Origin of the sequence: Actinophytocola sp. (genome assembly GCF_049647105.1) — a bacterium.
Lineage (GTDB): Bacteria > Actinomycetota > Actinomycetes > Mycobacteriales > Pseudonocardiaceae > Actinophytocola.
Genome location: NZ_JBARWZ010000251.1, coordinates 25,743 through 38,448, shown reverse-complemented (window position 1 = coordinate 38,448; position 12,706 = coordinate 25,743). Strand labels below are relative to the sequence as shown.

Here is a 12,706-nt window from a genome sequence, read left to right as displayed (position 1 = left end):
GGCTCGCCTCGGCGGACGTGGCCCGCGACGGCGGTCGCGTCCCCGTCGAGCACCGCGAGCACGACCGGCACCCCGCGGTCACCCGCGACGGCGGCGGCCTGCTCGGCCCGGCCGATCACGAGGACCGCGTCCACCTCGCCGGTGTCGACGAGCGCGGCCCGCACGCCCGCGACCGCCGCCGTGTCGCCGATGACCTGGGCCGTCACGTCGACCGGGTTGGTGGCCGACGCGTACGCCGGAAGCAACGCCTCGATCGACGCACGGGCCGGCGGACTCAGCGGGGTCAGGGCGAGACCTCGTGCGGCGAGCAGGTCGGCGGCGACCACCCCGGCCCCGCCGGAGCCGGTCACCACACCGATCCGGCCGCCACGCGCCGACGGCAGCACGGCCAGCGCGACCGTCGCGTCCACCAACTCCCGGTCCGACCGCACGACCACCGCGCCGTGCATGAGACACAGCTCGGTGAGCACCTCGTGGTCCGGCGACACCGCCGCGGTGTGCGAGCGGGCCGCCCCGGCTCCCGACTCCGACGCGCCGCCGAGCAGCACGACGACCCGGACTCCGGCGAGCCGCGCCGAGGCGAGCATCAGGTCGAGCGCACCGACGTCCCGGACGCTTTCCAGGTACAGCGCGACCGTGCGCGGCCGGTGGGTGTCCGAGGCGACCAGCTCGGTGGCCAACTCCACCGCCGAGTGGTCGTGCTCGTTGCCGGTCGCGATGAAGCCGTCGTAGTCGACCCCGTGCCGGCGCGCCGAGCGCAGCAGCCGCGCCCCGAACGCGCCGCTCTGCGACAGCAGCACCACCCCGCTGCCGTGCCGGCAGTCAGTCATGTCGTCGAACGCGGCCGCGAAGGTAAGCATGGTCCGCGACGGCGCGTAGTGCAGGCCCACGGTGTTCGGGCCCAGGATCCGGCTGTGCGCGAGACGCAGCGTCGCACTGTCGCCGGTCGCACCGTCGCCGGTCTCGTCGAAGCCGGACGAGACGACGATGACGTGCGCGGCGCGGCCGTCGAGCCCGGCGAGCACCTCCGGCACCGCGGCGGCCGGGACCGCGACCACCGCGACGTCCACCTCGGACACGTCGGCCGCGGTCTTCGCCGTCACGATCTCCGCGGGGCATCTGGCCTCGGTGAGGTGGCACAGGGTGCGGGCGCCAAGGCCGGTCTCCTTGGACAGCGAGCCGATGATCGCGATCCGCGACGGGCTCAGCAGGCTCTCGATCATCGCAGGTCCTCGGGGATCGTCACGTGCTTCGTGGTGCCCCACTCCGGCGGCTTGCGGGACTTGAAGGCCGCGATCCCGCGCAGCGTCTCGCCGAGCGTGCGGATCCAGTTCAGCGTGCGGCGCTCGTAGTTGTAGGCGCGAAGCCGGTCGCTCTCCTCCAGGAACTCGTACATCAGCCGCTTGGTGGCGGTGACCGACGCGGGCGCGCACCGCTCCGCGAGGTCGTTGGCGACGGCGAGTGCCTCGGTCAGCACGTCGCCTGCCGGCACGCAGCGGGAGGCGAGGCCGAGCCGGTGCCCCTCGGCGCCGGTGATCGTGCGGCCGGTCAGCAGCAGGTCCATCGCGGTGGAGAAGCCGACCAGGCGCGGCAGGAGCCACGTCGAGTTGCGGTCCGGGATGATTCCGATGCGGTTGAACGAGAACGCGAGCCGCGCGGTGTCGGCGACCACCCGGATGTCCCACTGCATGGCCCAGGTGAGCGCCACCCCGATCGCGTCGCCGTTGACCGCCGCGATGATCGGCGTCGCCAGGTTCCACGGCGCCTTCTCCGGCTCCCGCAGCGACTCCACGTCGTGGGCGTCGCGGTCGCGCCAGTCCACCTGGTCGAGGTCGGCGCCGACGCTGAAGTGCTCACCCGCCCCGGTGACGACGATCGCCCGCACGCCGGGCAGCGCGTCGAGCGCCACCAGCGCCTCGGTCAGCTCCGCGCCCATCCTCGGGGTGTAGGCGTTGCGCCGCCCCGGCCGGTCGAGCCGGACGACCGCCACCGGGCCGTCGACCTCGACCGTGATGTCCTGTTCCTCAGCCATGATCTCCCCTCACCCGCGGCCAAGCACGAGTACCGCCGCCGCCGTGTACATGCCGCCGAACCCGAGCACGGCACTGACCTCCACATCGGACACCTGCGCCGCGGCCTCGCCGCGCAGCTGCCGCACCGCCTCCTGTATCGCGAACATCCCGTACATCCCGGTGTGCGTGTACGACAGGCCGCCACCGTTGGTGTTGACCGGAAGCCGACCGCCCGGCGCGGTGTGGCCTGCCGCGATGAACCCGCCCGCCTCGCCCGGCTTCAGCAACCCCAGCGCCTCCAGCCCGATGACCGGCAGGTGCGCGAAGGCGTCGTAGCACATCACGTGGTCCACATCGGACCGTGCCACACCGGCCTCGGTGAACGCGTCGTCGGCCGCGCGCCGCGCCGCGGCGGAACCGAGGGGTTCGGCCAGCTCCGCGACCAGGGGCGCGTCGACGCTCTCCCCCGCGCCCAGCACGAGGACCGCACGGTCACCGGCGCGCTCGGCCGACGTGACGACCAGTGCGCCGCCGCCGTCGGTCACCACGCAGACCTCGGGTTTGTGGAACGGGTAGGCCACCAGGGGCGCGGCGAGCACGTCGTCGACCGTCAGCGGGTCACGCAGTCGCGCCCTCGGGTTGCGGGCGGCCCACTGCCGCTGCGCCACCGCGACCGAGGCCAGCTCCTCGTGGCTCAGGCCGTGGGTCTTCATGTACCGCAACGCAGGCAGGGTGAACCGCGTGAACGGCGCTCGGGCGCCGTAGGGCTCCTCGAACTGGCCGGTGAGCGACGCCGGGTCGGGTGGCCGAGGCGGCGTGCCGACCCTGGAGCGACCGGACTCCCCGTGCGTGATCAGCACGGTGCTCGCGTACCCGGCACGGATGGCCGCGGCGGCGTGCCGGACGTGCAGCAGGAAGGAGCAGCCGCCGACGTTGGTGCCGTCCACCCAGCGCGGCAGGACGCCCAGCTCGTGCGCGACCTGCCGGGGGTCGAACGCGCCCGCGATGCCGTCCACATCGGACACCGGCACGGTCGCGTCGGCCATGGCGCGTGCGCCGGCCTCGACGTTGAGCCCGAGCACCGACTGGTCCGGGAGCCGGCCGAGGCGCTCGGTCTCGGCGGCGCCGACGATCGCGGCGCCGGTCACGACACACCGTCCTGGACGGGCGCGAACACCGGCACTCGCCGGTCACCGCGCCGCACGAAGGCGACGCGCAGCGGCATGTCCAGCACCAGTGCCTCTGGCGTCTGCGGCACCTCGACGATGTTCGTCGTCATGCGCGGCCCCTCGGCCAGCTCGACGATCGCGACCGCGTAGGGCTCCTCGGCGTGCTGGACGATCACGTACGACCACAGCGTCGCCGCGCCGGAGGCGGGAAACCACGCCAGGGACCCGGAGGTGCACCGTGGACAGACGCGGCGGCCGCGATGCCCGACGAACCCGCAGTCGGCACAGCGTTGCAGCACCAGGGTTTCCTCGTCGGCGGCCGCCCAGTACGGTGCGGTCTCCGGCGTCGGTCGCGGCTCGGGGAAGGTCATGCCGCCTCCGGTGCGTACCCGAGGACACCGTCGTCGATCGCGGGCCGGTCGCCGCCCGCGCGGCAGGCCCGGAACGCGACGCACCCGTTCTCCTTGTGCCAGTAGCGAATCCTGAGCACGTCACCGGGCGTCACCGGCGTGCGGAATCGTCCGCCGAAGGACGTCATCCGCGCCGGGTCGTCACCCAGCAGGTGCCGCAGCAACACGCGCGCGGTCACACCGAACGTGCACAGCCCGTGCAGGATCGGGTCCGCGAAGCCCGCCCGGCTGGCGAACGCCGGGTCGGAGTGCAGTGGGTTGCGGTCGCCGCAGAGCCGGTAGAGCAGCGCCTGGTTGCCGTCGGTGTGGACGACGACCTCACCGTCCGGTTCGCCGAGGTCGGCGGGCTCGCCCCGGGTGCCGGTCCGGTCGCCGAAGCCACCCGCGCCGCGCACGAACAGCGCCGACCGGGCGTCGAACAGCGGCCCGTCGTCGGTGACCGCCGTGGTGACCAGTTCGACCAGCGCGCCGCTGCCCTTGTCGGTGATCGCGGCGACGGTCGTGCGCAACGTCGCGGTCCCCGCAGGCGGCAGCTCCCGGTGCCAGGCCAGGTGCTGCCCCGCGTGCACCATCGCGGCCGGGTCCCAGTCGCCGAGCCGGTCCCGCACCGCCGCCGAACCGCCTGCGATCAGCGCGGCGTACGTGGGGAACGCCCGTTGCGCCACGCCCTCGCTGTTCTCCGTGGTGAACGCGAGCGACTCCGGACCGGCACCCAGTGCCACCGCGTAGAGCAGCGAGTCGGCCGAGGTCCACGACCGGGTCCACGCCGGTGAGGTCGCGCCGACGGCGTCGAGGTCGAGAGCCATCAGCGCACCCGGTCCGCGCCGGTGAGGTCGGCCTCCTGGCGGGCCTTGTCGAGCAGTCCTCGCAGGACGGTGTCGACCTCGACCGGGTCGGCCACCGGCGTGGCGGCCGGCCCCGGGTGCCAGCCCTCCGCGACCGCGAGCCGCTTGCCGGAGGACAGGAACACCCGCCCGGTCACCCCGTCCGAGCGGCGGGACGCGAGCCAGCACACGACGGCCGCCACCCAACGCGGCGACCGCGTGTCGTCCAGCACCGACTCCGAGGACGCGCGCCCGGGGATGCTGTCGGTCATCCTGGTCGCCGCGCCGGGTGAGACGGCGTTCACCGTCACCCCGTACCGCTGCGCCTCCAGCGACGCGATCATGGTGAACGCCGCGATGCCCGCCTTCGCCGCGCCGTAGTTGGCCTGCCCGGGGTTGCCGAACAGGCCCGACACCGACGTGGTGTTGACCAGGCGGCCGTGCACCGGGCCGGCACCGGCGCGTTCACGCCAGTGCCGCAACGCCCAGTGCGCGGTCGCGAAGGTGCCCTTCAGGTGCACCCGGATCACCGAGTCCCACTCGTCCTCGGTCATCCGGGTGATCGTGCGGTCCCGCAGGATGCCCGCGTTGTTGACGAGCACGTCGAGCCGGCCGAACTCCGCGACCGCCTGGCCCACCAGCGCCTCGGCGCCGGCGAAGTCGGCCACGTCGTCGGTGTTCAGCACCGCCCGGCCGCCGGCCGCCGTGATCTCGTCGACCACGGCGGCACCCGGTACGCCCGACCGGCCTGCCCCGTCGATCCCGGTGCCGATGTCGTTCACCACCACGGCGGCGCCCTGGGCGGCGAGCCGCAGCGCGTACTCCCGCCCAAGGCCCCGGCCCGCGCCGGTCACGACACACACCCGGTCGGCGCACTCATCGCTCGCGGACAGCTCAGCCACCGAGCACGCCGCCCTGGAACTGCCAGGTCTTGCCGTTGAACACACGGATCTGGCTCTGCTGGATGGGGAAGTAGTCGTCCTGGCCGGTCTCCAGCTTGATGCCCTTGATCAGCATCGGCGGCGCGAAGCCGTCGATGGACTTCGCCGCGTCCATCAGCGCCTCGCGGGTCGGGGCTTTCGTGTGCGCCAGCACGTACTCGAGGCTCTGGGCGGCCGCGACGCCGTAGACCACGCCCTGGTCGTCGGCCTTGACCCCGGCCTCGGCGTACTCGCCGATGATGTCCTTGTAGGACAGCACGGCGGGGTCGTTCGCCGAGGACGGGTCGGTGGTCACCTTGAGGTAGGCGGTGCTGATGATGCCCTTGGCGGCGGCACCGCTCTGTGGCACGACCGCGGTGCCGGAACTGCCGAGCAGGTGCCTCGGGGCCCAGCCGAGCTGGGTGATCTGGGTGATGATCTGCGTGGTGAACTTGTCGATGCTGAAGTCGGCGAGGGTGTCGGCGCCGGAGTCCTTGAGGATCGACACCTGGCGGTTGACCGTCGCGTCGGTCGCCTCGTAGCTGGCGTCCTGCACGATCTGGTCGGCCTTGTCACCGAGGCCCTGCTTGAACCCCTCGTAGTAGTCCTTGCCGTAGTCGTCGTTCTGGTAGATCACGGCGATCTTCGCGTCGGGCGTCTGCTTGACGAGGTACTGGGCCATCGCCTTGCCCTGCGAGATGTAGTCGAGCTGCCACGGCATCGTCCACGGATACTCCTCGTGCTCGGAGCCGAACGCGCTGGCGCCGCCGACGAGGAACAGCTGCGGCACCTTCTGCTGGTTGAGGTACTCGCGGACGGCCAGGTTCGGCGTGGTGCCGTTGCTGCCGTAGAGCGCGAAGACCTTGTCGTCCTCCACGAGCTTGCGGGTCAGTTGCAGCGCGGTCGCGGGGTTGGCCTGGCTGTCGTAGGTGGTGTACTCGATCTTGCGAGTCTTGCCGTCGGCGAACTTGACGCCGCCCTTCTCCTCGTTGAGGTACTCGAAGTAGGCGGCGCTGCCCTTGGTGGCCGCGCTCGCGACCGTGCCGGCGCCGGACAGCGGGGTGAACGCGCCGAGTTTGACGGTGGTGTCGGTGATGCCGGGGTCGGCCTTGACCGAGCCGCCGCTGTCCGAGTCGGCTCGGCCGCACGCGGCCAGGGTGAGTGCGGCGGCGATCACGAGGATCGCGCCGGTGCGAGTCCTTCTCACGGGGTTGTCTCCTTCTGGGGAACGCTCCGGGGAGCCGCCGCGCGCGGGGGCCGGGAGGTGGGGGTTGAGGATGGGGTGCTGGGATGGAGACGTCGCACGACCGGGCGCAGCAGGCCGACCACCCCGTTGGGGAGGAACAGCATGAAGACGATGATGATCAGGCCGTTGACGATGCCGGGCGCGGACTGCGAGATGTCGGTGGCGTACACCGGCATGTAGGTGATGTAGACGGCGCCGATCAGGGCGCCCCACACCGTGCCGAGACCGCCGAGGACGATGCCGGCGACCAGGTTGATCGACAGTTGCAGCCCGAAGTTGTCCGGGCTGACGTATCCGGTGAGCAGGACGGACAGCGCGCCGGCGAGGCCGGTGAGGCCGGCGCTCAGCGCGAACATGACGACCCGGGTGCTGGCCACCGAGACCCCCATCGCCCCGGCCGCCGCCTCGTTGTCGCGGGTGGCGACCATCGCGAGGCCGGTGCGGCTCGCCGCGAGGTTGCGCACCCCGAGCAGCACCAGGAATCCGACGACGATCGTGACGAGGTAGACGAACTGGTCGGCGGTGAGCGAGCCGGGCAGGTCCGGCCTCGCCACGGTGATCCCGAGCTGTCCGCCGGTCAGACCATCGAAGTGCTTGAGCAGTTGGGGCAACGCGATCGCCAGCGCCAGCGTGACGAGCGCCAGGCTGAACCCGCGCAGCCGCACCGACGGGATGCCGAACACGACGCCGACCGCGAAGGTGAGCACGGCCGCGACCGGCAGTGTCCACAGGTGCGGCATGTCCACCCTGGTCACCAGGATCGCGGTGGTGTACGCGCCGATGGCGTAGAACGCGCCGTGGCCGAGCGACGTCTGGCCGCCGTAGCCGACGAGCAGGTTGAGCCCGAGCAGCGCGACCATGGTCAGCGCGACCTGGCTGAGCTGGCTCAGCCCGTAGTCCTCGACGTTGAACGTCAGCAACACCAGCACCACGAGCGCGACGGCGCCCAGCGCGGTGGCGAGGCCGGACCTCCTCATACCCGTGCGACCTCCTTCTTGCCGAAAAGACCGTGCGGCCGCACGAGCAGCACGACCACGATCACGACCAGCGCGACGGTCAGCGACAGCTCGGTGCCGATGAAGTCCACATAGGTCGCGGTGATCGCCTCGATGACACCGACCAGCACCCCGCCGACGACCGCGCCGACCGGTGAGTCGAACCCGCCGACGGTCGCCGCGGCGAACGCGTAGAGCAGGACCGGGAACATGAAGTTGGGGTCGAGCCCGGTCTGGGGGGCGATCATGACCCCGACCACCCCGCCGATCACCGCGGACAGGCCCCAGCCGATCCCGTACGCGCGGCCGACGTCGATGCCTGCCAGGCGTGCCGAGTCCGGGTTCTGCGCGGCCGCCCGCAACCGCAGGCCGAGCCGGGACTTGTTGAACAGCAGGAAGAGCAGGAACAGCAGGAGCGCGACCGCGCCGAACATGCCGACCACCTGCCAGGACGTGACGACGCCTGCGATCCGGATCGGGCCGGACGGCAACGGGCTCTCGACGGTCTTGGACAGGTTGCCCCACACCAGCCCGACCGCCGCGTTGATCACCATCAGCAGGCCGAGGGTGACCATGGTCTGCGTCAGGTGCGGCGAGCGCTCCACCCAGCGGATCAGGCCCCGCTGCAGCCCGTACCCGCCGACGAGGCAGCACACGACGGTCGCCGCGACCGCGACGCCCCACGGCAGTCCGATCGACATGAGCTCCCAGGCGACGTAGGTGGCGAGCATCGCCATCTCGCCCTGGGCGAAGTTGGGGATCCTGGTGGCGCGGTGGATGAGGACCAGGGCGAGCGCGAGGCTGCCGTAGATCAGTCCGCTCGCCGCGCCGTCCAGGAGCGTCTGGATGAGTTGCTGCATCTATCTCGCTCCCTACAGCGCCAGGTAGGAGTTGCGGATGGCGTCGTCGTCGGCCAGTTCGGCGGCTGGTCCCTCGGCGGTGATCTCGCCGACGGTGAGGACGTAGGCGTAGTCGGCCATGCCCAGCGCGAGTTGGGCGTTCTGCTCGACGAGCAGGCAGGTCAGGCCCTCGTCCGCGACGACGCCGCGGAGCACCTCGAAGATCTGCTTGACGACCAGCGGGGCGAGGCCCATCGACGGCTCGTCGAGCAGGAGCATCTTCGGGCGGCCGAGCAACGCCCTGGCGAGCGCCAGCATCTGCTGCTCACCACCCGACAGCAGCCCGGCCTGCGCGTCCTCGCGCAGGGCGAGCGGCGGGAACAGCTCGTACATCCGGTGTAGGTCCGCTGTGGACGCTCGGCCCGAGGGGCTGAGCAGTGCGCCGACCGCCAGGTTCTCGGCGACGGTGAGGTCGGCGAAGGTCCCCCGGCCCTGCGGCACGTGCGAGAGGCCGAGCCGGGAGATGCGCTCGGTGCGCGCGCCGACCAGCTTCGTGCCGTCGAAGGTGACCGTGCCCCTGGTGCCAGGGAGCATCCCGGACAAGGCCCGCAGGAGGGTGGTCTTGCCTGCCCCGTTGGCACCGAGGACGGCGGCCACCGTACCGGTCTCGATCGAGAACGTGACGTCGTGCAACACCCGCACCGGCCCGTAGCCGGCCCTGAGGTCGCGCACGTCCAACAAGGGACTCATGACTCCCCCTCGCAGGCTCCGGGGAGCCACTCGTGGTCGCCCTGCAACATCGACTCGCTCGCAAGCTCGCTCATAACTCCCCCTCGCAGGCTCCGGGGATCCACTCGCCCCGCAATACCGATTCGCTCGCAAGCTCGCTCATGCCGGTGCTCCCAGGTAGGCCTCGACGACTCCGGGATCGGCCTGCACCTCGGCCGGGGTGCCCTCGGCGATGGTGCGGCCGAAGTTCATCACCGTGATGTGGTGCGACATGCTCATCACCAGGCTCATGTGGTGCTCGACCAGGAGCACGGTCAGGTCGCGCCGCTCGCGGACGTCGAGGATGAGCCGCCTGAGCTCGTCGACCTCGCTGTGGGACAACCCACCGGCCGGCTCGTCGAGCAGCAGCAGTTCCGGCTTCGACGCGAGGGCGCGGGCCAGTTCGACTCGTTTGAGGGTGCCGTACGGCAGGCCGTCGACCGGCTTGTCCCGGACGTCGGTGAGGCCGACCTCGTCGAGCACGTCGTCGACGGCGTCACGCATGCGGCGTTCCTCCGCGCGCACGGCAGGCCAGCGCAGGAAGCCGGCGAAGAACCCGGCCTTGCCCAGCCGGTGCGCGCCGGTCAGCACGTTCTCCCGGACGGACAGCGTGCGGAACAGCGCCAGGTTCTGGAAGGTGCGGCTCAGCCCGGCGGCGGCGACCCTGTGCGGCGGGAGCCCGGTGAGGTTCTCGCCCGCCCAGGTGACGCTGCCTGCGTCGGTGCGGTAGAGACCGGTGACGCAGTTGAAGAAGGTGGTCTTGCCTGCGCCGTTGGGGCCGATCAGCGCCGTGATCGAGCCGTGTCGCGCGGTGAGGTGGGCACCGTCGAGTGCCTTCACACCACCGAAGTGGACGGTCAGGTCGCGGACCTCAAGCATGCGTCCCTCCTGGTACGGGGGTGGTGATGGTCTGGATGTCCGTGCAGGCGTCGAGGGACCAGGCGCCGCCGGAACGGCCGATGCCGCTGGCCCGGTTGCCGCCGAAGGGCGCGTCGGGGTGCCGGACCGTGGTGTTGATGCCGACCTGGGCGGCGTGGAGGCGGGCGGCGACCGCGCGGGCGGCGTCGAGGTCGGGTGAGAACACGTAGTCGGACAGGGCGTAGCGGGTGCTGTTCGCGGCCGCGACGGCCTCGTCGTCGCCCGTGGCCCGCATGACGCAGAGGACCGGCCCGAAGGCCTCCTCCCGCATCACGGTGTGGTCCGGCATGGCGCCGGTGATCAGCGTGGGCGGGGTGAAGAAGCCGGTGGCGGGCAGGTCCCGCCGCCGCTCGACCACGCAGCCCTCGTCCTCGGCCGAGGCGGTCAGCTCCTCGATCCTGGCCCGCTGGGCGGCGGAGATGACGGGGCCGACCGTGGTCGCCGGGTCGCGCGGGTCGCCGATACGCAGGCCGTCGAGCGCGGCGCGGAGGCCAATGACGATGTCGTCGTGCACGGCGGCGTCGGCGATGATCCTGGCCGGGGTGAGACAGACCTGGCCGGACTGGATCGTCCAGGTGCGGGTGACGGCGGCGACGACATCGGCGGGGTCGGCGTCGGCCCTGGCGATGACGGCGCCCTTGCCGCCGAGTTCCAGCAGGAGGCGCTTCATGGTGGGGGCGGCGTCCTGGTGGATCGTGATGCCGACGGCGGTGCTGCCGGTGAAGCTGACCGCGCGGACCAGCGGGTGCCGGACGAGCGCGGCGCCGAGGTCGCCGTCGGCGCCGGTGAGCAGGTTGACCGTGCCTGCGGGGGCGCCGGCGTCGGCCAGCGCGTCCCTGAGCGCCTCGGCGAGCGCGACGACGAGCAGCGGGTCCTGCGGGGCGGGCTTGAGGACCACGGTGTTGCCCGCGAACAGTGCGGGGACGACCTTGCCGACCATGGCGAGCAGCGGGAAGTTGTAGGGGCTGATGCAGGCGACGACGCCGACCGGGGTCCGGCGCACGGTGCTGGACAGGCCGGCGCGGTCGGCCGGGGACGGGACGGCGAGGAGGTCGTCGGGGGCGGCCGCCCACTGGTCGAGGCGGGCGATCGCGGCGCCGACCTGGGTCTTCTCCGCGACCGAGGTGAGGGCACCTGTGTCGGCGACGGCGAGGCCGACGAGTTCGTGACGGCGCTCGGCCAGACGTGCCGCGGCGCCGGCGAGGACGGTGCGCCTGCGGTCCGGTGACAGGGCGGACCATGTGGGGAACGCGTCGGCGGCGGCGTGCACGGCGGTGTCGGCGTCCTGGGCGGAACAGTCGGCGACGGCCGCGAGGACACGCTCGGTGGTGGGATCGACGGTGTCGTACCAGCGGCCGGTCGTGTACGGCTCGCCGCCCACCATCGCGGGCACGGTCACGGTGGCGGTGGTCATCGGCCACTCCCGACCGTCTGGCCCGCGAGGTCGAACACGCCGCGGTCGAGGTCGCCAGAACGCAGCCGCGCGACGAGGTCCTCGGCGCCCGCGAGCGGCACGACCGTGGTCACCAGCGGATCGATCACGATCTCGCCCGCGAGGTAGCGGCGCGCCAGGTCCGGGATGAACGTGTGCGGGTCCACCGACCCCATCCGGCAACCAAGCAGCGCCTTGTCCTGGAACAGCTGCCGCATGCCGAACGTGATCGTCGTGTCGGCAGGCGGCAGGCCGACCATCACGGCCCGCCCGCCCCACGCGAGGGCACCGACCGAGGCCGCCAGCAGGTCCGCCCGCCCAACGCACTCGATGACGGCGTCGAACCCGGCCGGGGCGACCGAGGCCGCCGTCGCCGCCACGTCGCCTGCGGACCCGACGACGTGGAAGTCCGTCGCGCCGAGCCGGCGGGCGATCGCCTCCTTGCGCGGGTTGGTGTCACACACGACGACCCGGGACGCACCGGCCACCGTCGCCGCCTGCACCGCGTTGAGGCCGATGCCACCCGCGCCGATGACGAGCGCGCTCTCCCCCGCACGCAGCCTGGCCCGCTCCCACACCGCGCCGAACCCGGTGATCACCGCGCAACCCAGCAGCGCCGCGACCGTGTTCGGGATGCCGTCGGGGATCGGGATCACCTGTTGCTGTCCCACGACCGTGTGCCGGGCGAACGCGCCGACGCGCACGAACTGGGCTACCGGCGCGCCGTGTCGCGTGAAGACGGTCGGCGGGGTCCCGGTGGTGCCGGGGCACAGCGTGGGCCGGCCTGCGCGGCATGCGGTGCAGTGGCCGCAGTTGCGCAGCACGGACAGGACGACCTTCTGCCCGATCGGCAGGTCCACGCCCGGCCCCCGGTCGACCACGACCCCGGCGGCCTCGTGCCCCAGCACGACCGGCACCGTCTGGGCGATGTCGCCGTCGACCGGCTTCAGGTCGCTGTGGCACAGCCCGGCCGCCTCGACACGGACGGTGACCTCACCGTCGAGGGGCGCACGCACCTCGAGGTCGTCGACCGCCTCCAGCCGGGAACCGGTCCATACCAGGGCTTCCATGTGACCTCCCGCACGTCACCGTGTTGGAAACGGGACGGTAATCCAGATTTCGATTCTTCGGAAGAGAATTTCACTGACTCGAAATCGCCAGGTCTCGGCGGCA

Annotated in this window: 12 protein-coding genes and 1 pseudogene; all 13 read right to left on the bottom strand. The window is 72.2% G+C overall.

Features of this window, described 5'->3' with window-relative positions; genetic code table 11:
- Positions 1-1,223 (bottom strand): annotated as a pseudogene (locus WBA97_RS29315) (hypothetical protein); the annotation flags it as partial.
- Positions 1,220-2,032, bottom strand: a complete 813-nt coding sequence (locus WBA97_RS29310; RefSeq protein ID WP_424234189.1) for an enoyl-CoA hydratase/isomerase family protein — start codon at positions 2,030-2,032, stop codon at positions 1,220-1,222. The gene WBA97_RS29310 and the pseudogene WBA97_RS29315, both read right to left, overlap by 4 nt.
- Before the next feature lie 9 nt (positions 2,033-2,041).
- Positions 2,042-3,160 carry a thiolase C-terminal domain-containing protein gene (locus WBA97_RS29305; protein ID WP_424234188.1) on the bottom strand — a complete coding sequence of 373 codons (1,119 nt, stop codon included), beginning with the start codon at positions 3,158-3,160 and terminating at the stop codon, positions 2,042-2,044.
- Positions 3,157-3,552, bottom strand: a complete 396-nt coding sequence (locus WBA97_RS29300) for a Zn-ribbon domain-containing OB-fold protein (protein WP_424234187.1) — start codon at positions 3,550-3,552, stop codon at positions 3,157-3,159. The genes WBA97_RS29305 and WBA97_RS29300 overlap by 4 nt, the downstream gene beginning before the upstream one ends.
- On the bottom strand, positions 3,549-4,397 hold the full coding sequence (locus WBA97_RS29295) for a MaoC/PaaZ C-terminal domain-containing protein (protein WP_424234186.1): 849 nt from the start codon (positions 4,395-4,397) through the stop codon (positions 3,549-3,551). Before WBA97_RS29295 ends, WBA97_RS29300 begins: the two co-directional genes overlap by 4 nt.
- On the bottom strand, positions 4,397-5,317 hold the full coding sequence (locus WBA97_RS29290) for an SDR family NAD(P)-dependent oxidoreductase (protein ID WP_424234185.1): 921 nt from the start codon (positions 5,315-5,317) through the stop codon (positions 4,397-4,399). Before WBA97_RS29290 ends, WBA97_RS29295 begins: the two co-directional genes overlap by 1 nt.
- The gene (locus WBA97_RS29285) at positions 5,310-6,542 is read right to left on the bottom strand and encodes an ABC transporter substrate-binding protein (protein WP_424234184.1); all 1,233 of its coding nucleotides are present in this window, start codon (positions 6,540-6,542) and stop codon (positions 5,310-5,312) included. The genes WBA97_RS29290 and WBA97_RS29285 overlap by 8 nt, the downstream gene beginning before the upstream one ends.
- Entirely contained in the window at positions 6,539-7,558 is a 1,020-nt protein-coding gene (locus WBA97_RS29280) for a branched-chain amino acid ABC transporter permease (protein ID WP_424234183.1), read from the bottom strand. The genes WBA97_RS29285 and WBA97_RS29280 overlap by 4 nt, the downstream gene beginning before the upstream one ends.
- Positions 7,555-8,436 (bottom strand): branched-chain amino acid ABC transporter permease, encoded by an 882-nt coding sequence (locus WBA97_RS29275; RefSeq protein ID WP_424234182.1) that lies wholly within the window; start codon positions 8,434-8,436, stop codon positions 7,555-7,557. The genes WBA97_RS29280 and WBA97_RS29275 overlap by 4 nt, the downstream gene beginning before the upstream one ends.
- A 12-nt stretch (positions 8,437-8,448) precedes the next feature.
- Positions 8,449-9,165, bottom strand: a complete 717-nt coding sequence (locus WBA97_RS29270) for an ABC transporter ATP-binding protein (RefSeq protein WP_424234181.1) — start codon at positions 9,163-9,165, stop codon at positions 8,449-8,451.
- 138 nt (positions 9,166-9,303) lie between these two features.
- Entirely contained in the window at positions 9,304-10,062 is a 759-nt protein-coding gene (locus tag WBA97_RS29265; protein WP_424234180.1) for an ABC transporter ATP-binding protein, read from the bottom strand.
- Positions 10,055-11,515 (bottom strand): aldehyde dehydrogenase family protein, encoded by a 1,461-nt coding sequence (locus WBA97_RS29260; RefSeq protein WP_424234179.1) that lies wholly within the window; start codon positions 11,513-11,515, stop codon positions 10,055-10,057. Before WBA97_RS29260 ends, WBA97_RS29265 begins: the two co-directional genes overlap by 8 nt.
- Complete coding sequence (locus tag WBA97_RS29255; RefSeq protein WP_424234178.1) at positions 11,512-12,603, bottom strand: alcohol dehydrogenase catalytic domain-containing protein; 1,092 nt, start codon at positions 12,601-12,603, stop codon at positions 11,512-11,514. The genes WBA97_RS29260 and WBA97_RS29255 overlap by 4 nt, the downstream gene beginning before the upstream one ends.
- Positions 12,604-12,706 lie beyond the last annotated feature (103 nt).

Bases quoted from the DNA above. Each gene is read 5' to 3' on its own strand.
- WBA97_RS29300 (WP_424234187.1), bottom strand. From the start codon at position 3,552: ATGACCTTCCCCGAGCCGCGACCGACGCCGGAGACCGCACCGTACTGG.
- WBA97_RS29270 (WP_424234181.1), bottom strand. From the start codon at position 9,165: ATGAGTCCCTTGTTGGACGTGCGCGACCTCAGGGCCGGCTACGGGCCG.
- WBA97_RS29295 (WP_424234186.1), bottom strand. From the start codon at position 4,397: ATGGCTCTCGACCTCGACGCCGTCGGCGCGACCTCACCGGCGTGGACC.
- WBA97_RS29275 (WP_424234182.1), bottom strand. From the start codon at position 8,436: ATGCAGCAACTCATCCAGACGCTCCTGGACGGCGCGGCGAGCGGACTG.
- WBA97_RS29265 (WP_424234180.1), bottom strand. From the start codon at position 10,062: ATGCTTGAGGTCCGCGACCTGACCGTCCACTTCGGTGGTGTGAAGGCA.
- WBA97_RS29255 (WP_424234178.1), bottom strand. From the start codon at position 12,603: ATGGAAGCCCTGGTATGGACCGGTTCCCGGCTGGAGGCGGTCGACGAC.
- WBA97_RS29280 (WP_424234183.1), bottom strand. From the start codon at position 7,558: ATGAGGAGGTCCGGCCTCGCCACCGCGCTGGGCGCCGTCGCGCTCGTG.
- WBA97_RS29260 (WP_424234179.1), bottom strand. From the start codon at position 11,515: ATGACCACCGCCACCGTGACCGTGCCCGCGATGGTGGGCGGCGAGCCG.
- WBA97_RS29310 (WP_424234189.1), bottom strand. From the start codon at position 2,032: ATGGCTGAGGAACAGGACATCACGGTCGAGGTCGACGGCCCGGTGGCG.